Annotated in this window: 15 protein-coding genes; 4 read left to right on the top strand and 11 right to left on the bottom strand. The window is 70.5% G+C overall.

Annotated elements, in window-relative coordinates; translation table 11 throughout:
- Positions 1-191: 191 nt before the first annotated feature.
- Entirely contained in the window at positions 192-2,303 is a 2,112-nt protein-coding gene (locus tag RAB71_RS15545) for a TonB-dependent receptor (protein ID WP_010344302.1), read from the top strand.
- Positions 2,304-2,855: 552 nt separating this feature from the next.
- Here the strand turns inward: RAB71_RS15545 and RAB71_RS15540 are convergent.
- From RAB71_RS15540 to RAB71_RS15525, 4 genes are all read right to left on the bottom strand, one after another.
- Positions 2,856-3,482 (bottom strand): TetR/AcrR family transcriptional regulator, encoded by a 627-nt coding sequence (locus RAB71_RS15540; protein WP_010344301.1) that lies wholly within the window; start codon positions 3,480-3,482, stop codon positions 2,856-2,858.
- A gap of 570 nt (positions 3,483-4,052) precedes the next feature.
- Complete coding sequence (locus RAB71_RS15535) at positions 4,053-4,547, bottom strand: hypothetical protein (protein ID WP_010344300.1); 495 nt, start codon at positions 4,545-4,547, stop codon at positions 4,053-4,055.
- Positions 4,548-4,719: 172 nt separating this feature from the next.
- Complete coding sequence (gene recQ, locus RAB71_RS15530; RefSeq protein ID WP_010344298.1) at positions 4,720-6,528, bottom strand: DNA helicase RecQ; 1,809 nt, start codon at positions 6,526-6,528, stop codon at positions 4,720-4,722.
- Positions 6,529-6,779: 251 nt separating this feature from the next.
- A complete protein-coding gene (locus RAB71_RS15525) occupies positions 6,780-7,346 on the bottom strand; it encodes a Dps family protein (RefSeq protein ID WP_010344296.1) in 567 nt (188 codons plus the stop codon).
- Between the two features lie 93 nt (positions 7,347-7,439).
- Here RAB71_RS15525 and hrpA point away from each other — a divergent pair, with 93 nt between their 5' ends.
- Positions 7,440-11,576 carry an ATP-dependent RNA helicase HrpA gene (gene hrpA / locus RAB71_RS15520; RefSeq protein WP_029562290.1) on the top strand — a complete coding sequence of 1,379 codons (4,137 nt, stop codon included), beginning with the start codon at positions 7,440-7,442 and terminating at the stop codon, positions 11,574-11,576.
- Between the two features lie 280 nt (positions 11,577-11,856).
- Here hrpA and RAB71_RS15515 read toward each other — a convergent pair whose 3' ends face one another.
- The 7 genes from RAB71_RS15515 to pqqA form a co-directional block, all read right to left on the bottom strand.
- On the bottom strand, positions 11,857-13,626 hold the full coding sequence (locus RAB71_RS15515) for a chloride channel protein (RefSeq protein ID WP_010344294.1): 1,770 nt from the start codon (positions 13,624-13,626) through the stop codon (positions 11,857-11,859).
- Positions 13,627-13,643: 17 nt separating this feature from the next.
- Positions 13,644-14,156, bottom strand: coding sequence for a hypothetical protein (locus tag RAB71_RS15510; RefSeq protein ID WP_010344293.1), 513 nt, complete (start codon positions 14,154-14,156; stop codon positions 13,644-13,646).
- A gap of 97 nt (positions 14,157-14,253) precedes the next feature.
- Positions 14,254-15,375, bottom strand: coding sequence for a pyrroloquinoline quinone biosynthesis protein PqqE (pqqE, locus tag RAB71_RS15505; RefSeq protein ID WP_010344292.1), 1,122 nt, complete (start codon positions 15,373-15,375; stop codon positions 14,254-14,256).
- Positions 15,372-15,650, bottom strand: a complete 279-nt coding sequence (gene pqqD / locus RAB71_RS15500) for a pyrroloquinoline quinone biosynthesis peptide chaperone PqqD (RefSeq protein WP_010344290.1) — start codon at positions 15,648-15,650, stop codon at positions 15,372-15,374. Before pqqD ends, pqqE begins: the two co-directional genes overlap by 4 nt.
- Positions 15,647-16,393 carry a pyrroloquinoline-quinone synthase PqqC gene (gene pqqC, locus RAB71_RS15495; RefSeq protein ID WP_010344289.1) on the bottom strand — a complete coding sequence of 249 codons (747 nt, stop codon included), beginning with the start codon at positions 16,391-16,393 and terminating at the stop codon, positions 15,647-15,649. The genes pqqD and pqqC overlap by 4 nt, the downstream gene beginning before the upstream one ends.
- Positions 16,394-16,427: 34 nt before the next feature.
- Positions 16,428-17,327 carry a pyrroloquinoline quinone biosynthesis protein PqqB gene (pqqB, locus tag RAB71_RS15490; RefSeq protein WP_010344288.1) on the bottom strand — a complete coding sequence of 300 codons (900 nt, stop codon included), beginning with the start codon at positions 17,325-17,327 and terminating at the stop codon, positions 16,428-16,430.
- Between the two features lie 64 nt (positions 17,328-17,391).
- Positions 17,392-17,553, bottom strand: a complete 162-nt coding sequence (pqqA, locus tag RAB71_RS15485; protein ID WP_199774638.1) for a pyrroloquinoline quinone precursor peptide PqqA — start codon at positions 17,551-17,553, stop codon at positions 17,392-17,394.
- A 179-nt stretch (positions 17,554-17,732) separates the two neighbouring features.
- Between pqqA and RAB71_RS15480 the strand changes: the two genes are divergently transcribed.
- Positions 17,733-19,889: a bifunctional (p)ppGpp synthetase/guanosine-3',5'-bis(diphosphate) 3'-pyrophosphohydrolase gene (locus RAB71_RS15480; RefSeq protein ID WP_010344286.1), complete on the top strand. Its 2,157-nt coding sequence runs from the start codon at positions 17,733-17,735 to the stop codon at positions 19,887-19,889.
- Positions 19,890-20,116: 227 nt separating this feature from the next.
- A complete protein-coding gene (locus RAB71_RS15475) occupies positions 20,117-21,529 on the top strand; it encodes a hypothetical protein (RefSeq protein ID WP_104609549.1) in 1,413 nt (470 codons plus the stop codon).
- The last annotated feature ends 160 nt before the right edge of the window (positions 21,530-21,689 follow it).

Genomic DNA, 21,689 nt, shown 5'->3' with positions numbered 1-21,689 from the left:
ACCCGGGGCCTGGAAGAGAGGACGCTCCATCCGGTCTGGCCATCCGCGTTCGAGCATGCTGGAGCGGACAGGCATGCGCGGGGCCTGCAAAGACGGCGTGCGCAGTTTCTATATGTTTATAATAATCATTCTCATTATTGGGTGTCGTCGACAACGCCTGATCGTATCGCCCTCGTCACAAGGATCCGTTGATGCGTTTGCCGTTTTTCCTGTTCGCCGCGATGCTTCCGGCGACTGCCGTCACCACCACCGACGCCTGGGCGCAGTCGCCCTCCACGCAGACGCTGGACAGCGTCATCGTCAGCGCATCGCGTACCGACCAGCCCGCGGAGACGGCGCCGCAGACGGTGGTGGTGATCGACCAGCAGCAGATCGCGCAGCAGCTCAGCATCAGCGGCAATTCGTCGGACGTGCTGTCCAGCCTGCTGCCGTCGTACACGCCGAGCCGCGGCAAGATGAACGGCAGCGGCGAAACCCTGCGCGGACGCACGCCGCTGATCCTGGTCGACGGCATCCCGCAGTCCAACCCGCTGCGCCCGACCGGACGCGAGGCGCATACCATCGACTACGCGATGGTCGAGCGCATCGAAGTGATCCAGGGCGCCAACGCGATGAACGGTCTGGGCGCCAACGGCGGCACCATCAACCTGATCACCCGGCGGCCGCAACCCGGTACATTCAATCAGCACTTCGACGCGCAGACCACGCTGCCGACCGACGGCGCCGATGCCCAGACGCTGAGTTACAAGACCGGTTACCGCGTCGACGGCCGCGCCGACAAGCTCGATTACCTGCTCGCCGTCGGCTACGAGGACCAGGGACTGTACGTGGACGGCGACGGCCGCGCGATCGGCACCGACGTGACCCAGGGCGACCTGATGGCCACCCGCGCCTACGACCTGCATGCCAAGCTGGGTTACTGGATCGACGACCGGCAGGAGTTGCAGTTCAGTTCCAACCGCTACCGCATCAAGTCCAAGGCTGAGTACCTGGGCGTGGCCGGCGATCGCGATCTCGGCATTCCGACCACATCGGTGCGCGGCCGGCCCGAAGGCACGCCGCCGTGGAATGACGTGTGGACCACCGGCCTGTCCTATGAGCACCACGATCTGGCCGGCATGGAACTGAAGGCGATGGTGTTCAACCAGGAATTCGAAGGCCTGTTCGGCGCCGACAATTCCGCCACCTTCCAGGATCCACGGATCGCTCCCAACGGCAGGTTGTACGACCAGTCGCGCTCGGTGGCGTCCAAGTGGGGATCCAAGACCAACCTCGGCAAGGACGGTCTGCTCGATGGCCGGCTCAAGCTCACCGGCGGCTTCGACACCCTGTGGGACCGCGGCAAGCAGGACCTGTACAGCACCGGTCGCACCTACGTGCCCGAATCGCAGTACCGCGACTTCGCTGCGTTCCTGCAAGGCGAGTACCGGCTGCTGCCGCAGTTGACCGTGCATGGCGGGGTGCGCCACGAAGATGCGGAACTGGAGATCGACAGTTACCAGACGCTGGCGCGCTACAACCGCGTGCAGGTCCAGGGCGGCACGCTGTCGTTCTCCGAGACGTTGTACAACGCCGGCGCGGTGTTCGCGCCGAGCGAGGGCTTCAACGTCTTCGCCAGCTACTCCGAAGGCTTCGGCATGCCTGATGTCGGCCGTGTGCTGCGCTCGATCAACACCCCCGGGACCACTGTCGCCAGCCTGAGCGCGCTGCAGCCGGTGCTGACCCGCAACGTCGAGCTGGGCACGCGCCTGCGCGGCGACGCCTTGGACATGGAGATGGCCGTGTTCCAGTCGCGTTCGGATTACGGCACAAGAGTGATCGCGGTGGACGGCGCGTTCCAGATGGCGCGGGAAAAGACCCGCATCGAAGGCCTCGATGCCAGCCTTGCGTACCGCGTCGACGCTCGGCAGCGCGTCGGCCTGGCCTATGCATATACGCGTGGGCGCTACGACAGCGACGGCAACGGCACACTGGATGCGCACCTGGACGGGCTCAACATCGCGCCCAATCGCGTCGTGGGCACCTGGTCGGCGCAATGGGACGACCGGCTGTCAACGTTCGTGCAGGCGCAGTACGCGTTCAGCCGGCGCTTCGACGACCCGCAAAAGGAGTTCCACGGCTATGCGCTGGTCGATGCGGCAATGAACTACCGGTTGCCGCGCGGCGAACTGCGCCTGGCGATCGCCAACCTGCTCGATCGCCAGTACATCACCTACTACTCGCAAAGCGCGCTGGTCGAACCGCTGCGCTACTTCGCCGGGCGCGGTCGCACCCTGACCATAGGCTACAGCCTGGATTTCTGAGTCGCCGCCGAGCGAGGCGGGGTGTCTGCCGCGCGCGTATGCTCACGTTCTGTCGGTTTGCCGGCGAAAGGGCAGGCATGGCGCAGAAGGAGTGGGCGCTCCGACGTCAGCGAGGCGGTGCCGGGCGCAGGCGCCATGCCAGCGCGCATGCCGGCGTGTCAGTCGTGCACGCCTCCGACGCGTAAGCATCGTAGGGACTGCCGGCGCCTCCAGGACGCTGCAGCACATCGCTCAGGCGCTGCATGCCGCAGCGGAGGGCATGCACGCGCCAGCGCCGCTTGCCTGAGCGCCGCTCGCGTTGGGTCGCTTGCTCCGGTGCCGATCATCGTCCAGGTCGACCTCCTGCTTGTGACGGCAGCAGTGCATCGACGCCGAGCGTTGGGCGGGATCAGGTCAGGGACGTGCCGCAGATGACGCCGCTTGGCCTCATGCCGCCCTCGTGCAGGAACGCAGCGCCGGCGTCTGTGTCCGCAGGGCGCATCAGGATTCCGGTCAAGGCTTCGGTGATGTGGGGGCGAACCGTCAGGACGAAGGGAGCGGCGGACGACGGCGTCAGGCCTTCGCCGTACTGAAGATCCCCGCCAGGCTTTCGCTGAGGATCAACTGCAGGTGCATGCGGTTGAGCTCCACGCCCGTGGTCATCATCATGTGCAGGCCGCCGCACATCGCGGCGACCGCATAGACGCGGGCCTGGAACTCCGCCTCGCCGCCGCTCCAGCCGTGGTCGCGCAGCATGCGTCGCAGCAGGTCGCCCAGGTTCTGCACCAGGGAGACGTTGAGCCGGCGCGCGTACTGCGCCAGTTCTGGATCGCGCACGGCGGCCAGGTCCATCTCCAGGTCCAGGCGTCGCCGGCGCTGGTTGGCATCGGCCACCAGCCATTCTTCCAGCGCACCGGCGATGAAGGCGGTGGCGTCCTGGTGCGGTGGCGGTTGCAGCAGCCACATCGTGCGGATCGCGCGCTCGTAGTCGCGTTCCATCAGTGCCTGGACCATGCCGCGCTTGTCGTCGAACTGCCGGCGCACCGCGCTGCAGGAGACGTCGGCGGTCCCGGCAATCAGTTCGAAGGTGGTGGCGCCGAGGCCGTTTTCGACGATGCAGCGCTCGGCTGCATCGAGGACGTCATCGTGCAGGCGCTGCTCGCGTTCGCGGGCGCTGTGCAGCCGGACTACGTTGGACATGGCGTGGGCTCGGGGGGAAGCGGTGCCACATGGAGGGAATATCCGCCTGGCGTCTGTCCGCGGCGCGCACGCTGTAGCGCGTGCCGCCGCCGCATAAGCAGACGCCTGTGCAGCGCGATTGTAGACGTGATGCGTTGCTGCGGCGCGTGCGGCGGCACGTTGGTCGATCCCGTCGCCACGCGCGTGACGGCCGCCACTCTTGGATGGGGGCATTGGTGCACGCTTCGTGCTCGCAATGCGCACTGCATGATTGGGGACGTGTAGAGGAGCGCGAGCTGGCCCTGGCGGTTTCAGGGGTGCTGACTCGACATGAAGCACCGCGGGGCGCCGCGACTCAGGACGTGAACAGGGGGAGGTGCTGCCGGAGAGTTCCAGGCCGCGTGCGTACCCGGCCGGGAGAGCCGCGGGCGCTGGCAATCACGGCGGGAAGTGCGCGGTAGGAGCGGCTTCAGCCGCGATGATGCGTTACCGGGAAAGCCTGTCGCGGCTGAAGCCGCTCCTACGAGGTTACGTGCATCGGTTCGACGGTGGCGGGCGTGGCTTGTCGGCGCTGCCCTCGCGTCGCCGCGCTTACCAGCCGAACGGCGGCGGGCCATACGCGCCAGGATAGTAGCCGCGACCGAATGCCGGGCCATCGCCGCGGCCGACGCTGATGCTGATGCCCATCTGCCGCGGCTTGCCGTCGTCGGTGTAGGAGGTCTTGCACATGTTCAGATTGGCGGCCTGGTAGTTGCTGTTGCCGCCATGCGTGGAATAGCCGATGCCGGTGGCGACGCTGCCGTGCACGTCGCCGTTGCAGCGGTCGGCCTGCGCCTGCAGGGCCTCGGCGCGGGCCTGCGCGGCGGCGGCCTTCTGCGCCGAGGCGGAGGTGCCGCTGGTGTCGCCGTAGTAGGTGCCCGGCGGATCGGCCTTGGTGCCGGGGTCGGCATAGGTGATCGGCTGCTGCGGCACGCTCAGGTCGAGCTTGTGCTTGGCGGCCTCGCTGTCGCTGGTGGCATCGGCGGTCTGGGCCAGGGCGGGGCCGGCGAGCAGGGTGCAGACGAGAAAAAGGAGGCTGCGGTTCATCGGGCATCCGCCAGGAGAGAGAGGGCCGGGCGGGGTCGGTGAAACTCCCCGCCATGACGCTGACGCTATCAATACCACGTTGAACCCGGCCTGTCGGCACCGGGAAATTTTCTTGCCGGCGCCGGCCATCTTTCGCGATGCGCCGGCAAGCGACGCATCGCACCTGTCGCCGCTAGCCTTGCTGCAGGACGATATCGATCAGTTGCTGGCCGTAGCGGGCCAGCTTGCTGCCGCCGATCCCGCCGACCCGCGCCAGTTCGTCCAGGCTGCTGGGGCGCTGCTCGGCGATGTTGCGCAAGGTGCTGTCGTGGAAGATCACGAAGGCCGGCACGTTCTGCTCCTTGGCCAGGCCGGCGCGCAGGTCGCGCAGCGCATTGAACAGGGGCAGGTCCTGCGCCTGCACCGGCACGCCGGTGCGCGGGCTGCCGCTGCGATCGCCGCGTTCGCGGCCACGGCTGGGCAGTTCGCGGCGCATCATGATCTTGCGTTCGCCCTTGAGCACCTGGCGGCTGGCGTCGGTGAGGCGCAGGCCGCCGTAGGCGTCGCTGTCCACTTCCAGCAGGCCGGTGGCGACCAGTTGCCGGAACACGCCGCGCCAGGCGCGCGCGTCCAGGTCCTTGCCGATGCCGTAGGTGCTGAGCTGGTCGTGGCCGAACTGCTTGATCTTCTCGCCCTCGTTGCCGCGCAGGATGTCGATCAGGTGGCCGACGCCGAAGCGCTGGCCGCTGCGGTACACGCAGCTCAGCGCCTTCTGCACTGCGACCGTGGCGTCCCAGGCGTCGGCCGGCTGCAGGCAGTTGTCGCAGTTGCCGCAGGGCTGCGGATAGGTCTCGCCGAAGCCGGCCAGCAGCACCTGGCGGCGGCACTGCATCGATTCGCAGTAGCCCAGCAACTGGTCGAGCTTGCGCCGTTCCACGCGCTTGCGTTCTTCGCCGGCCTCGCCCTGCTCGATCATCTGCTTGAGCAGCACCACGTCGCCCAGGCCGTAGCACAGCCAGGCCTCGGCGGCCTCGCCGTCGCGCCCGGCGCGGCCGGTCTCCTGGTAGTAGCCCTCCAGCGACTTGGGCAGGTCGGTGTGGGCGACGAAGCGCACGTCGGGCTTGTCGATGCCCATGCCGAAGGCGATGGTGGCGCACATCACGATACCGTCCTCGCGCAGGAAGCGGCGCTGGTTGTCGGCGCGCACCTCGGCCGGCAGGCCGGCGTGGTAGGGCAGGGCGTTCAGGCCCTCGCGGGCCAGGAAGTCGGCGGTCTCCTCGACCTTGCGCCGCGACATGCAGTAGACGATGCCGGCGCTGCCGCGGTGCGCGCGCAGGAAGTCCAGCAGCTGGCGCCGCGCATTGTCCTTCTGCACCACGGTGTAGCGGATGTTGGGACGGTCGAAGGAACTGACGAAATGGCGGGCCTGCGCCAGGTCCAGGCGCTCGGCGATCTCGCGCTGGGTTGGCGGGTCGGCGGTGGCGGTAAGGGCGATGCGCGGGGTCTGCGGCCAGCGCTCGTGCAGCACGGTGAGCTGGCGGTATTCCGGGCGGAAATCGTGGCCCCATTGCGATACGCAGTGCGCCTCGTCGATGGCGAACAGGGCGATGCGGCTGCGCTCGATCAGCGACAGGAAGCGCGGGGTCAGCAGCCGTTCCGGGGCGACGTACAGCAGGTCCAGTTCGCCGGCCAGCAGGGCGCGCTCGACCCGCTGCGCGGTCTCGCCGTCCAGGGTGGAGTTGAGGTATTCGGCGCGCACGCCGAGCTGGCGCAGCGCCTCGACCTGGTCCTGCATCAGCGCGATCAGCGGCGAGATCACGATGCCGGTGCCGTCGCGCAGCAGCGAGGGGATCTGGTAGCACAGCGACTTGCCGCCGCCGGTGGGCATCAGCACCAGCGCGTCGTGGCCGGCGGCGACGTGTTCGACGATGTTCTGTTGCAGGCCGCGGAACTGGTCGTAGCCGAAGACGCGGCTGAGCAAGGCGTGGGCGGGGGAAGACATCTATGTAGGATACCGCGCCGCGCAAGGGCGCTTGCCTTCCTGGTGTGCGCAAGCGCGTGTCAGGCGAACGCGCGCTGGTCTGTAGGAGGCGACTGCCTTGCGGTCGCGGCAGACGAAGCCTGTCGCGGGCCGAGCTCGAAAGGCGTCGGGACTGAAGTCCCTCCCACAGTGCGCCGAGCCGATGTCTCGCTCCGCGCGGCGAGGCGCGCGGGCGGCTGGCCCTGCCTGCCAGGCAGGCAGGGCGGAACCCCTTACTGCAGCAGCGAGCGCAGCATCCAGGCGTACTTCTCGTGGGTCTGCAGGCGCTGGGTCAGCAGGTCGACCGAGGGGTCGTCGCCGGCGTCGTCGGCGGTCTTGAGCACCTTGCGCGCGGTGCGGCACACCGCTTCGTTGCCGACCACCAGCTGGCGCACCATCTCGCGCCAGTCGGCGCTGTCGCTGAGGCCTTCCTCTTCCGGGATCGAGGTCAGCGCCGCGTATTCCTTGTACGAACCGGGGGCGTTGAAGCCCAGGGCGCGGATGCGCTCGGCGACGTCGTCCAGCGCCGCCCACTGCTCGGTGTACTGGGTCTCGAACATCAGGTGCAGCGAGTTGAACATCGACCCGGTCACGTTCCAGTGGAAGTTGTGGGTCTTCAGGTACAGGGTGAAGGCGTCGGCCATGTAGTGCGACAGGCCGTCGGCGATCTTCTTGCGATCGCCGCCACCGATCCCGATATCGATGTTGGGCGCGGACGGCGCCAGGCCGGCCAGCGGCTGGCCGGCGACGGCCTTGCTGGCGGCGTTCTTGGTCTTGCCTGGGGTCTTGTTCTTGGCCATGGGAATTCCTCTTTGGGGGTTACAGACGAGATGGCGTCACAATAGACAGACTAAAGCATGTGCTGTGATTCAACGTTCAATGGCATCCGATTGATGAACGCTATCGAAAAACCTACCGTGCCGGCACGCCTGCGCGAACGCCGCGCCGCGATCGACGGCGCGCTGACCCGCGACCGTGGCCGCCTGCTGGGCCTATGGTCGCGCTGGCAGGCCGCGCCCGGCAATGCCGCGCTGGAGACGGCGTTCGAACAGGCGCTGCAGGCGTCGCAGTCGCGTTGCGCCGCGCGCGCGGCGCAGCAGCCGGCGATCACGTTGGATCCGCAACTGCCGATCGCGCGCGAGGCCGAGCGCATCGTCGCGCTGATCCGCGAGCACCAGGTGGTGGTGATCGCCGGCGAGACCGGCTCGGGCAAGACCACGCAGTTGCCCAAGCTGTGCCTGGCCGCCGGACGCGGCGCCGCCGGCATGATCGGCTGCACCCAGCCGCGGCGCATCGCCGCGCGCGCGGTGGCCAGCCGGGTGGCCGAGGAGCTGCGCACGCCGGTGGGCGAGACCGTGGGCTTCCAGGTGCGCTTCAACGACCGCGTCGGCGAGCAGACCCGCATCAAGTTCATGACCGACGGCATCCTGCTGGCCGAGATCGCCAGCGACCGCTGGCTGTCCAGCTACGACACGATCATCGTCGACGAGGCGCACGAGCGCAGCCTCAACATCGATTTCCTGCTCGGCTACCTGAAGCAACTGCTGCGCAAGCGCCCGGACCTGAAGGTCATCGTGACCTCGGCAACGATCGACACCGCGCGCTTCGCCGCGCATTTCGACGATGCGCCGGTGATCAGCGTGGAAGGCCGCACCTATCCGGTGGAGGTGCGCTACAGGCCGCTGGAGGAGGCGGGCGGCGAGGAGGCCGACGCCGACAGTGGCGACAACGCCGGCGACCGCACGGTCAACCAGGCGATCGTGGCGGCGATCGACGAAATCACCCGGCTGGATCCGCGCGGCGACGTGCTGGTGTTCCTGCCCGGCGAACGCGAGATCCGCGATGCGCACCATGCGCTGGAACGGCGCAAGTACCGCGAGACCGAGGTGCTGCCGCTGTACGCGCGGCTCTCCAACGCCGATCAGGACCGGGTGTTCAACCCTGGTCCGCGGCGGCGCCTGGTGCTGGCCACCAACGTCGCCGAAACCTCGCTGACGGTGCCGCGGATCCGCTACGTGGTCGATCCCGGCTATGCGCGGGTCAAGCGCTACAGCCCGCGGCAGAAGCTCGACCGCCTGCACATCGAGCCGATCTCGCAGGCCAGCGCCAACCAGCGCAAGGGCCGCTGCGGCCGCATCGCCGAGGGCATCTGCTACCGGCTGTATGCCGAGGCCGATTTCCAGGCGCGGCCGGAGTTCACCGACCCGGAGATCCGCCGCTCCAGCCTGGCCGGGGTGATCCTGCGCATGCTGCAGCTGGGGCTGGGAAGGATCGAGGATTTCCCGTTCCTGGAGCCGCCGGACGAGCGCGCGGTGGCCGACGGCTGGCAGCAACTGGTGGAGCTGGGCGCGGTCGGCGAGCCGGACCGCCACGGCCTGCGCAAGCTCACTGAGATCGGCCGCAAGATGGCGCGGCTGCCGGTGGACGTGAAGCTGGCGCGCATGCTGGTGGCCGCGCAGCAGCACGGCTGCCTGCGGCCGATGCTGGTGATCGCCGCGTTCCTGGGCATCCAGGACCCGCGCGAGCGCCCGCCGGAGGCGCGCGAAGCCGCAGACAACGCGCATGCCAAGTTCGCCGATGCGCGCTCGGAGTTCGTCGGCATCCTGCGCTTGTGGGACGGCTACCGGCAGGCGCACGAGGACCTGACCCAGTCCAAGCTGCGCGACTGGTGCGGACGGCATTTCCTCGGTTTCCTGCGCATGCGCGAGTGGCGCGAACTGCACCGCCAGCTGCATCTGCTGTGCGCGGAGCTGGGCTGGACCGAGGAGCCGGCGGAGGCCTCCCTGCGGCCCCTGCTGGCTGGCGCTTCCGCGCCCGCGCCGGCGCGCGATGCCGAGACCGCGGCGCGCGCGACACGCGGGCAGTTGCACCGCGCCGCACGCCTGGCCCGCGAAGGACGCGGCACCGGCACGCCGGCCGCGCCCGCACCGGTGGCCCAGGCCGCGCCACCGGCGCCCGCCGAGGCAGGCGAGGCGCCGCGTGCAAGCGAACGCGAGCGTGCCGCCGCCTACCAGGCGCTGCACCGCGCCTTGCTGGCCGGGCTGCCGACCCAGGTGGGCCACCGCACCGACAAGGGCGATTTCCTGGCGCCGCGGCAGCGCCGCTTCCTGCTGTTCCCCGGTTCGGCGCTTGCCCGCAAGCCGCCGTCGTGGGTGCTGCCGGCGACGCTGCTGGACACGCAGAAGGTGTGGGGCCTGACCAACGCCGCGATCGAGCCGGATTGGGTGATCGCCGAGTTGCCGCACCTGCTGGCGCGCAAGCATTTCGATCCGCACTGGTCGCGCGCGCAGGGGCAGGTACTGGCCTCCGAGCAGATCAGCCTGTTCGGGCTGGTGCTGGCGCCGAAGAAGCCGGTGCACTACGGCCGCATCGATCCGCCCGGTGCGCACGAGCTGTTCGTGCGCCAGGGCCTGGTGCCGGGCGAGATCAACACCCGCGCCAGCTTCGTTGCCGACAACCAGAAGGTGCTGGCGCAGGCGCACGAGGAAGAAGCCAAGCTGCGCCGCGCCGGCATCGTCGCCGACCAGGACTGGCAGACGCGCTGGTACCTGGACCGGATTCCCGGCGAGATCCATTCCGCCTCCGGCCTGGACGCCTGGTGGAAGGCGCTGGCGCCGGAGCAGCGGCGCACGCTGCACTGGTCGCTGGCCGACCTGCTGCCGGGCGAGGGCAGCGCGGCCGAACGCTATCCCAAGTACTTCCCGCTGGGCGATGCGCGGCTGCCGCTGCACTACCGATTCGAACCGGGCGCGGCCGACGACGGCGTGACCCTGGAAGTGCCGGTGCACCTGCTCAACGCGCTGGATCCGGCGCGGCTGTCGTGGCTGGCGCCGGGCTTCGTCGCCGACAAGGCGGCGGCGCTGATCCGCAGTCTGCCCAAGGCGCTGCGTCGCAACTACGTGCCGGCACCGGATTTCGCCCGCGCGTTCTACGAGGCGTTCCCGCAGCCCAGCGCCGACGACATGCGCGGCGAGCTGGCGCGCTTCCTGCAGCGCGCCACCGGTGCGCCGCTGAGTGCGCTGGAGTTCGACGAGAGTGCGCTGGAGCCGCATCTGCGCATGAACCTGCGCCTGCGCGACGAGGCCGGCAAGGTGCTGGCCGAGTCGCGCGACCTGGACGCGCTGCGTGCACGCTTCGGCGAACGCGCCGGACAGGCTTTTGCCGCGCGCGCCGGCCGCGCCATGGCCGCGGCCGGGCTGCGCGAGTTCCCGGCCACGCCGATCCCGTTGCAGGTGCCGGGCGAAGCCGGCGTGCCGGCGTATCCGGCGCTGGTGGACGAGGGCGACAGCGCCGCGCTGCGCATCTTCGCCGACCGCGCGCAGGCCGAGGCCGCGCATCCGCGCGGCGTGCGCCGGTTGCTGGAGATTGCCCTGGCCGACAAGGTCAAGCAGGCGCGCAAGCAGTTGCCGGTATCGCCCAAGACCGGCCTGCTGTACGCGGCGATCGAGTCGCAGGAACGCCTGCGCGGCGACCTGGTGGAGGCGGCGTTGAACGCGCTGCTGGAGCAGGGGCTGGAGGCGATCCGCGACGCGGACAGTTTCGCCCAGCGTCGCGATGCCGCGGCCAAGCAGCTATTCGGCGAGGCGATGGAGCGGCTGAAGCTGGCCGAGGCGATCATGGGCGCGGCGGCGGAGCTGAAGCCGCAACTGGAATCGCCGCTGATGGGCTGGGCCAGCGGCAACCTCGACGACCTGCGCGCGCAACTGGCGGCCTTGCTGCATCCGGGCTTCCTGCGCGAAACCCCGGCCACGGCACTGGCGCAGTTCCCGCGCTATCTGCGCGCGATGATCCTGCGCGCCGAACGTGCCAAGCGCGATCCCGCCCGCGACCAGGCACGGATGCTGGAGCTGAAGCCGTTCGTCGACGCCCTCGCCGACGCGGCCGCGGCCGGACGCGGCGACACGCCGGAATGGCAGGCACTGCGCTGGGATTTGGAAGAGCTGCGCGTGTCGCTGTTCGCCCAGGAATTGGGTGCCCGTGCCGGCATTTCCGCCAAGAAGCTGGCGCAGCGGGTGGCGCAACTGCGGTGATTCGGGATTAGGGATTGGGGATTGGTGGCGGGATTTCCGTGCTGTTTCTGCTATCCGTGGCCTGGGTGTTTGCGTTTGCAACTGTGGGAGGGGCTGCAGGGCAGTCGCACCACCCGGGTTCGTCATACGCGTCATTGCATCTGTAGGAGCGGCTTCAGCCGCGACCGCGTTCCCGGCAAAGCCTCGTCGCGGCTGAAGCCGCTCCTGCGACATGCGATCACGGCCCTCAACCTCTCAGGGGCCAGCAGTCCTGCGAATCCCCAATCCCCAATCCCGCCCCTCAATCATCCACCCGCTCGCCCATCAGCTCGCGCTGGCGCTTGTCCAGTTCCTCGGCGTAGCGCTTGCGCACGAAGCTTTCGCTCAGCACGCCCAGCACCTTGCCCTGCTCGTCGACCACCGCCAGTTCGTCGCTCTGGGTCAGGTCGAACTGGCGCATGGCGGTGACCACGTCGGTGTCCGCGGGCAGGGCCACGTCGCGGTTGCCGGCGTAGTTCACAATGGCTGCGTCGGCGTTGACGCCGTCGGCGTAGGCGGCGGCCAGGGTGACAAGGCCGGCGTAATGGCCGCTCTCGTCCTCCAGCACCACGCGCGTGCCCGAGCCGAGCGGGAAGCGGCGGCGGAATTCGGCCACGCTGGTGGTGGCGGCCAGCGGGTGCACGTCCTTCTGCATCATCCGCCCGGCGCTGAGGTGCTTGACCCAGCCGACGTCGCGCGCGCTCTTGATGGTCTCGCCGCGCAGGTGCAGGCGCCAGGTCGAGAACGAATAGCCGAAGATCTGCCGGACGATGGTGTTGGCCACCAGCACCGCCACCATCACCGCGCTGGCCAGCACGAAGTCGTGGGTGCCTTCCAGCACCAGCATCGCCATGGTCATCGGCGCGCCGATCACCGCGGCGGCCATCGCCGCCATGCCGGCCAGCGACGCCGCGGTGCCGTCGACCAGGGCCATGCCGCTGCCGAGATTCAGCACGCCGGCGAACAGCCCGCCGACCAGCGAACCCATGAACAACGAGGCGAAGAACAGGCCGCCGCGGAAGCCGAAGCCCAGCGAGATGGCCGAGCCCAGGCACTTGAGCAGCAACAGGATGCCCAGCCAGCGCAGCGAGGTCGGGCTGGTCAGGTCCAGGTGCAGCGCGCCATGCCCGGAGGACAGCACCTGCGGGGTGATCAGCGCCAGCGGGATCAGCAGCAGGCCGCCGGCCACCGGGCGCGCCCAGCGCGGCAGCGGGCTGCGGTTGATGGCCTGTTCGATCGCGCCGATCAGGCGCATCACCGCCACCGCCAGCAGGGCGCAGAGCACGCCGAGCAGCGCGTACAGCACGTAGTCGCGCGCCTCCAGCGCCGACGCCGCCGAGGCCGGCAGCAGGTACGGCTGCACCCCGGCCAGCTGCGACACGAACACCGCACCCAGCGAGGCCACCGCCACCGGTGCCAGCGCCGATGGCGAGTAGGCGCCGATCACGATCTCGAAGGCGTAGAACGCCCCGGCCAGCGGCGCGCCGAACGCGGCGGCGATGGCTGCGCCGGCGCCGGCGCCGACCAGGGTGCGGATGTCGGCGCGGCGCAGGCGCAGCACCCGGCCCAGGTGCGAGCCGCTGCCGGCGCCCATCTGCGTGTACGCCGCCTCCAGGCCGACCGAGGCGCCGACGCCGTTGGAGAACAGGGTCTGCACGGAGACGATCAGGTTGTCGCGCATCGACATGCGCCCGCCGTACAGCGCGTTGGCTTCGACGGCGTCGACCAGTTGCCGCTTGCGCGCGCGTGCGGCCATGCCCAGCAGGCCGACCAGCAGCCCGCCCAGCGGCAGCACCAGCAACTGGTGCACGCTCAGTTCGGACATGGCGCTGAGCCGCTCGTCGGCCTCCAGGCCGTACAGCAGGGCCTGCGCGCCATGCGCCAGGCTGCTCTGCAACAGGGTCAGCAGGCCGGCGATCACGCCGACCAGCAGGGCCAGGGCGATGAACCAGACATCGCTGGCGCGCAGGCGCCGGCGCAGCGCGTCGGCGAGGCTGTGCGAGGCGTCGGCCAGTCCCGGCCGCGGGCGCATGTTCACGGCGCGCGACCCTATTTGACGCGGCGGACCTTGGCGCGGGTGTTGTAGGTGCCGACCTGCATGTACCAGACGCCGGCGATGCCGGGGGTGATCTTCACCTTGGGCGCGGTGAGGTGCACGCTGGACAGGCTCGCTGCCTCGGTCTGTTCCCACTCCTGGCCGTTGGCCAGCACGTACTTGCGGCCCTTGCCGAAGCCGGTGAACTCGCCGACCAGGGTGCTCTCGATCGGCTCGGCGCTGCCGAAGTCGAAGAAGCCGCGGTTCTTGGTGATCACCTCGCGACGGCCCTCTTCCTTGGCTTTTTCCAGCGCCACCGCGGTTTCCTTGGCGACCTTGCCCTGCAGCCAGTCGTTCAGCGCGGCCAGCTCCTGTGGCGAGAGCTTGTCCAGCCCGGCCGCCTTGAACTCCTGCGGCGACATCTGCGTCTGCAGATCGCCGGAGACGGTGCGCTGGGCGAGCGCCGGGGCGGCGGACACGGCGAGCGCCGCGCACAGGACCAGGGGAGCGAGACGCGCAAGGGACATGGCGGGGATCCGGGCAGTGGGATGCGCCGTAGTGTAGTCGCAAGCGGTGACCGCGCACGGGACGCCGGGCGCGCCCGGGACCGCGTCGGCGCCCGATTCAGTCGTCGGCGGAGGCGGGCACGGCGGTGGCGCGTGGCGGCCGTCGGTACACGAAGTCCGGGGCCGGCGCGGCGGCTTCGCGCTGTGCCAGCGCCTGCAGCGCCGCGTGCGCCGGGGCGCGTTCGCACACCGGGTCCAGGGTCGCGGCATCGCCGCTCAGCGCCAGCGCCTGGCAGCGGCAGCCGCCCCAGTCGACCTCGCGTTTCGGGCAGCCCTGGCACACCTCGGGCATCCAGGCGCTGCCGCGGAAGCGCACGAAGGCTTCGCCGTCTTCCCAGATCGCCGCCAGCGGGCGCGTGCGCAGGTTCTCGAAGCGCATGTCCGGCAGGGTCTCGGCGGCATGGCAGGGCAGCACGTCGCCGCGCGGGGAGATGTTGACGAAGCGCTGGCCCCAGCCGCCCATGCAGGCCTTGGGCCGGTGCGCGTAGTAGTCGGGGGTGACGAAGTCGATGTGCAGGCGGTCCTGCAGGCGCAGCCGGGCGGCATCCACCGCGGCCACGGTCGCGTCGATCTGCGCGCGGCTGGGCATCAGCGCGGCGCGATTGCGCAGGCCCCAGCCGTAGTATTGGGTGTGCGCCACTTCCAGGCGTTCGGCACCGAGTTCCAGCGCCAGCTCGATCATCGCCGGCACGCGTTCGGCATTGTGGCGGTGGATCACCGCATTGATCGTCAGCGGCAGGTCGAGCGCGCGCACCGCCGCGGCGAAGGCGCGCTTCTTGGCCAGGCTGTCGCGGTAGCCGGCGATGCGGTCGGCGCCGGCGGCGTCGGCGTCCTGGACGCTCAGCTGCACGTGTTCCAGCCCGGCCGCGGCCAGGTCCGCCAGCATCGGCGCGCCACCGGCCACGCCGGAGGTGATCAGGTTGCTGTACAGGCCCAGCGCCCGCGCATGCGCCACCAGCGCGGGCAGGTCTTTGCGCAGCATCGGTTCGCCGCCGGAGAAATGCGCCTGCAGCACGCCCATCGCCGCGGCCTGGTCCAGCGCCGAGCGCCAGCCGGCCGTATCCAGTTCCTCGCGCAGGCCGGCCAGTGCGATGGGGTTGGAGCAATACGGACAGGCCAGCGGGCAGCGATGGGTCAGCTCCAGCAGGATCGACAGCGGCGGCGGCACCGAGACGTTCATGCGCGCAGCAGCCGCTTGGCGTGCAACTGCTGCGCCAGTTCGCGCACGTCGTGTTCGACCTCGGCCGGGTCGGCCTCGAATTCGGCCGCCAGTTCCGCGGCGATCGCCGCCAGGCTGCGCGCGCCGTCGCAGCGCGAGACGATGGCGTGGGCGATGGCGTCCAGTTCGATCACCCGCTCCGGCGCCAGCAGCACCCACTGGTCACGCGCACGGTCGTGCCGCAGGCGCACGCCGGCGGCGAGCCGTGGCTGGCTGCTGGCGTCCAGCGCGTTCATGCCGCGGCCTGCGACGTGTCCGGGACGAACGCGTCCGGCCAGGCCACGCCCGGTTGCACGTAGGCGAAGTGCAGCGCATCCAGTTGCGACCACAGCACCCCGCACTTGAAGCGCAGCGCGTCCTGCACCAGTTGCTGCTTCTCCACGGTGTCGGCGTGGCGTTTGACGTAGTCCAGGGCGAAGTCCGAATCGCGCGGCGCCTCGTGCAGGCGATGCTCGAAATACGCCAGCGCCTCGCGCGAGACGAAGTCGTAGTGCTGCAGCATGCCGGCGACGCGGTGGCCGATGATGCCGGGCGCGAACAATTCGGTCAGCGACGAGGCGATCGCTTCCAGCAGGCTCTTCTCGCGCACGAAGTGCAGGTAGGCCTGCACCGCGAAGCGGGTGCCGGGCAGCAGGCCGCGCCCGGACTGCACCAGGTCGCGGTCCAGTCCCAGCGCGTCGGTCAGGTGCAGCCAGCGGGCGATGCCGCCTTCGCCCTCGGCGCTGCCGTCGTGGTCGACGATGCGCTGGCGCCAGATCCGGCGCAGCGCCGGGTCGTCCATCCGCGCCAGGATCGCCGCGTCCTTGAGCGGGATGCAGCGTTGGTACTCGTAGCGGTTCAGCGCCCAGGCCTGGACCTGGCCGCGGTTTAGGCGGCCGCTGTGCAGCAGGGCGTGGAAGGGGTGCTGGTCGTGGTACAGCCGCGCACCGATCCCGCGCAGCGCTGTTTCCAGTTGTTCCGGGCTCAGCAGTGCGCTCACGGGGTCGGTCTCGCAGGCGATGGGGCGGCAGGGGTCACAGCGCGATCTCCATGCCGTCGTAGGCCACGTCCCAGCCGTGCGCGGCGACGGTGGCGCGCTCGGCGGAGCCGGCGTCGAGGATGGGGTTGGTGGTGTTGATGTGGATGAAGACCTTGCGGGCCACGCCCAGGTTGGCGAAGGCATGCAGGGTGCCGGCCTCGCCGTCGATGCTCATATGGCCCATGCGCTGGCCGGTCTTGGCGCTGATGCCCAGCTGCACCAGCTCGTCGTCGCGCCACAGGGTGCCGTCGAAGAACACCAGTTCGGCGCCGTGCAGGCGCTCGCGCAAAGCGTCGGTCAGCGCCGCGCAGCCGGGGATGTAGTGCAGGCGGTGCGTGCCGTCGTCGATGGTCAGGCCCAGCGTCTCCTCGGCCGAGCCGGCCAGGTCGCCGCTGTGGCGGGATTCCATGAACAGCGGCACCTTGCCCGGCACCGCAAACGGCGTCACCTGCAGGCCGAGCAGCGACAGCGGTGTGTCGAGGGCGAACGGATGGCGGTGCACGTAGGCCGGGTGCAGTGCGTCGAACACAGGGTTCTGCGCCAGCAGGTCGAGCACGCGGCTGCTCGCGTACAGGTCGAAGCGCTGGCTTTCGCGCATCGACAGCAGGCCGGCGATATGGTCGATCTCGCCGCTGGTCAGCAACACCGCCTCGATCGGCGAATGGCGCTGGTCGCGCTGCGGCCATAGCGCCGGCGTGGCCAGCACCTGCTGGCGGAAATCGGGCGAAGCGTTGATCAGCAGCCAGCGCTGGCGGTCGACGCTGACCGCGATGCTGGCCTGGGTACGGCGTTGGGCACCCGGGTGTTGCTGCCACGCGCGTTGGCTCGCGGGCGTGTGGCAGTTCCACTGCGGATGCCCTCCGCCTGCCGCCGATCCCAAAACGATGAGGTGCATCCGGTCTCCGTTGATGGCGCCTGGCCGGTCGCGCTTCGGTCGCGGGAAGGGAGGAGTGCGCGGGTCAGAGCTCGCCGGAGGCGTAGCAGTTGATTTCCGCGCCGACGCAGATTTCGCGGATCACAGGCTTGTTCCACTTCTTCATGTGCGTTCCTCTTCGAGTCGGTCCAGGGACGACGGCAGCGGCGCATGCGGACAGCAGCGGGTCGCCGTCGCGTTCGAGCATAGGCGCGGGAATTTGGGCGGTTGTGAAATTCCGGTAAAACCGCCGCAAGTCGCAACCGGATCACAGTGACGCGGCGGTGCGTATCCGCCAAGCGCCCCCGGCGCGCGGCCGGCGCAATTGTGAGAACGCGCACAAGCGCGTTAGTGTAGGCGGCACCGTTTCGTCGACTGCGTCCGTCCTTGAACCACACCGTCCACTCCGGCCTGGAGGCGTTGCTGCAGCGCCCGTCGGCCGCGACCCTGGCGCCCGCCCTGCGCGCGGCGCTGCTGCAGGCCTGGCAGACACAGGCCGAGCCGCTGCCGCGGCTGCCGTGGCCGGTGCTGGCCGACACCCTGGACGCGCTGGCGCTGCTGTCGGCCGACGAGGCCTCGCTGCTGGCGGCGTTGCTGTTCGACCTGCCGGCCTTGCGCGCACAGTTGCCGCAGTTGCCGGTGGCGCCACCAGCGCGGGCGCAAGCGGTGGCCGGCCTGCTGGAGGCGCAGGACGCCGCCGACCCGGTGTGGGCGCTGCATGCCGGGCGCGAGGCCGGGCGCAACAGCGAAGGCCTGCGCCGGCTGCTGCTGTCGATCGTGCAGGACCTGCGGGTGGTGCCGATCCTGCTGGCGCGGCAACTGGCGCAGATGCGCGTGGCCGACAAGGCGCCGGAGGCGCAGCGCCGCGCGCTGGCGCAGCTGACCCGCGACATCCACGCGCCGCTGGCCAACCGCCTGGGCATCTGGCAACTGAAATGGGAGCTGGAAGACCTGGCGTTCCGGCACCTGGAGCCGGACACCTACCGGCGCATCGCCCGCGAGGTCGACGAGAGCCGGGTGGCGCGCGAGCGCTACATCGAGGCGGTCAAGAAGATCCTGTCCAAGGCGCTGGCCGAGCAGGGCCTGCGCGCGGAGATCAGCGGGCGGCCCAAGCACATCTACAGCATCTGGCGGAAGATGCAGAAGAAGCGCCTGGCCTTCGACCAGCTGTACGACCTGCGCGCGGTGCGGGTGATGGTCGACGACGTCGCCGCCTGCTACGCCGCGCTGGGCGTGGTGCATGCGCTGTGGGCGCCGGTGCCCAGCGAGTTCGACGACTACATCGCCCGGCCCAAGGCCAACGACTACCGCTCGCTGCACACAGCGGTGGTCGGCCCGGAAGGGCGCACGATCGAGGTGCAGATCCGCACCCACGACATGCATGCGCAGGCCGAACTGGGCGTGGCCGCGCACTGGAAGTACAAGGAAGGCGGCAAGGGCGCGGAGAAGGCCTTCGACCGCAAGATCACCTGGATGCGGCAGCTGCTGGAACAGTCGCAGGACGGTGAGCAGGGCGGGCTGGCCGGGGCGCTGGACGCCGAACTGGTCGAGGACCGGGTCTATGCGCTGACCCCGATGGGCGAGGTGATCGACCTGCCGCAGGGCGCCACGCCGCTGGATTTCGCCTACCACGTGCACACCATGGTCGGGCACCGCTGCCGCGGCGCCAAGGTCAACAACCGCATCGTGCCGCTGACCCACAAGCTGCGCAGCGGCGACCGCGTGGAGATCCTCACCGGCAAGGAGGCCGAGCCGCGCCGCGACTGGCTGCTGCCGGCCAACGGTTACCTGGCCAGCGGACGCTCGCGCGACAAGGTGCGCGCCTGGTTCCACAAGCTGGACCGCGCGCGCAACGTGCAGGCCGGCAAGGAACTGCTGGAGCGCGAGCTCAAGCGCCTGGGACTGCAGCAGGCCGACCTGCTGCCGGCGGCGAAGAAGTTCCATGCCGATGGCGTGGAGGAGCTGTACATCCAGGTGGCGCTGGGCGACGTCGGCCCCAGCCAGGTCGGGCGCGCGCTGCACGAGGCCGAGCGCGCCGCGGCGCAGCCGACCGCGCCGGCCATGCCGCGGCCGACCGCACGGCGCACCGGCCTGGGCAAGTCCAAGTTCACCGTGCAGGGCGTGGGCAATCTGCTGGTGCAACTGGCGCGCTGCTGCCAGCCGGTGGCCGGCGAGCCGATCGCCGGGTATCTGACCCGCACCCGCGGCGTCACCGTGCACCGCAGCGACTGCGCCGCGTTCGCGCGGCTGGCCGCCAGCCATCCGCAGCGGGTGCTGCCGGTGGAATGGGGCCAGGCCGGCGGCGGCTACGAGGTCGACGTGCTGGTGCGCGCGGTGGATCGGCGCTGGCTGCTCAAGGACATCACCAACCTGATCGCCCAGGAAGAGGCGCACGTGCTGGAAATCAACAGCGAGAACGTGCGCGACAGCGGCCTGGCGCAACTGCGGCTGCGGCTGAAGGTCGGCGATTACGGGCAGTTGTCCACCTTGCTCGGCAAGCTCGATGCGCTGCCGGGCGTGCACGAGGCGCGGCGGCTGGGCTGAGGGGCGGCGCCGCGGCGTCCTGAGGCGCGCCGGCCGCGGGGTCGCTCGCCGTGGCGATGGCCGGTGCCATGCACAGCTGTTCGTCATCGGGCCGACGCTAAGCTTGCGCGGTGAGCATGCCGCCGGATCAGGTCAGGGACGAACCCACGCGCAGGCAGCGGCCGGTGCCGCTGTGGCGCGATCGGCGTGTCTGGCGCTGGGCGCTGGCGGTGCTACTGGTGCTGGGCATGGCCTTGGTGGTGTTCCGCCGCCCGCTGGCCGACCTGATCTGGCCGGAGACGCGCATCCAGCAATTGCTCGACCAGGGCCACGCGGCGCTGCGCGCGGGCAAGCTCAGCGCCGCCGACGGCAGCGGCGCGCGCGAGCGCTTCGAGGCCGCGCTGGCGCTGGACAGCGACCGCATGCAGGCGCGCGTCGGCTTGGCCGCGACCGGGCGTGCGGCACTGGGGCAGGCGCGTGCGGCGCTGGCCGCCGGGCGCTATCCGCAGGCGCGCGAGGCGCTGGCGCTGGCGCGCGCGCTGCAGGTGCCGCGCGCCGATGCCGACCGCATCGAGGCGGCACTGCGCGCGCGCGAGGCCGCGCACGCCGGCATCGATCAATTGCTGCAGCGGGCGGCGCAGGCGCGCCGCGACGGGCATCTGGACGATGGCCCGGACGCGGCCCTGCCGCTGTACCAGCGGGTGCTGGAATACGCCCCGGAACGCACTACGGCGCTGGAAGGCCGCGAGGATGCATTGTCGGAACTGCTGCAGCACGCGCGTAGTGCGCTGGCGCGCGGCGACCTGGCCGCCGCCGCGGCGCTGGTGGAGCGCGCGCGTGGCTACGACCCCGGGCATGTCGACCTGCCTGAGACCCAGGCGGAATTGAACCGGGCGCTGGAGCGCCTGCAGCGCGAGGCCGAGCAGGCCCTGCGCCGGCAGCGCCTGGACGCGGCGGCACACGCGTTTGCGCAGTGGCACGCGGCGGTGCCCGACGCCCCCGGCGCCAGCGACGGCCTGGAGCGGGTGGCGGCGGCCTATGCGCTGCAGGCGAGCCGTGCCGCCGCCGATTTCCGTTTCGGCGAGGCCGAGCGCGCCTTGCGCAAGGGCCAGGCCCTGGCACCGGACAGCCGCGCGCTGGCCGACGCGAAGCAGGCGTTGCAGCGCGCCCGGCAAAGTCAGGCCACGCCGCCTTCGCGGGTGTCGCCGGCCGAGCGCGAGCGGCGCCTGCAGCGTCTGCTGGCCGATCTGCAGGCCGCCGAGGTGCGCGGCGACTGGCTCACTCCGCCCGGCGCCAGCGCCTACGACACCTTGCTGGCGGCGCAGACCCTGGCGCCGCGCGATGCGCGGGTGCGCGCGGCCGAGCAGCGCGTGCTGGCGGCGCTGCGGCGCTGTTTCGACGATGCCATGCGCGGCAACCGGGTGCTGGCGGCGAGCGCCTGCTACGACGCCTGGCGCGCGCTGGCGCCGGGCGGCAATGGCTTGGTCACTGCGCGCCGGCGCCTGGCGCAGCGCTGGCTAGCGGTCGGCGACGAGCGCCTGAGCGGCGGCGATGCCGCCTTCGCGCGGCAGGCGCTGCAGCGCGCCCGCGCGATCGATCCGGCCACCCCGGAACTGGCCGCCTTCGAGCGCCGTTTGCGCAGCCTCAGCCCTGGGCGTTAGTGGGCGCAGTGAAGTGGGGGCTTCCTCAGGCTGATGGTGCGGCGCGTCGGGACTGAAGTCCCTCCCACAGGGGGGCGCTGAGCGATTGCGGCGATCGGTTGTAGATCCGCGGCTGCGAGCGTACTGGTTTGCCGTTCCCGCGTGGATGCGCGACAGCGCC

The organism is Xanthomonas sacchari (assembly GCF_040529065.1).
GTDB lineage: Bacteria > Pseudomonadota > Gammaproteobacteria > Xanthomonadales > Xanthomonadaceae > Xanthomonas_A > Xanthomonas_A sacchari.
This window is presented reverse-complemented; position numbering and strand designations above follow the sequence as displayed.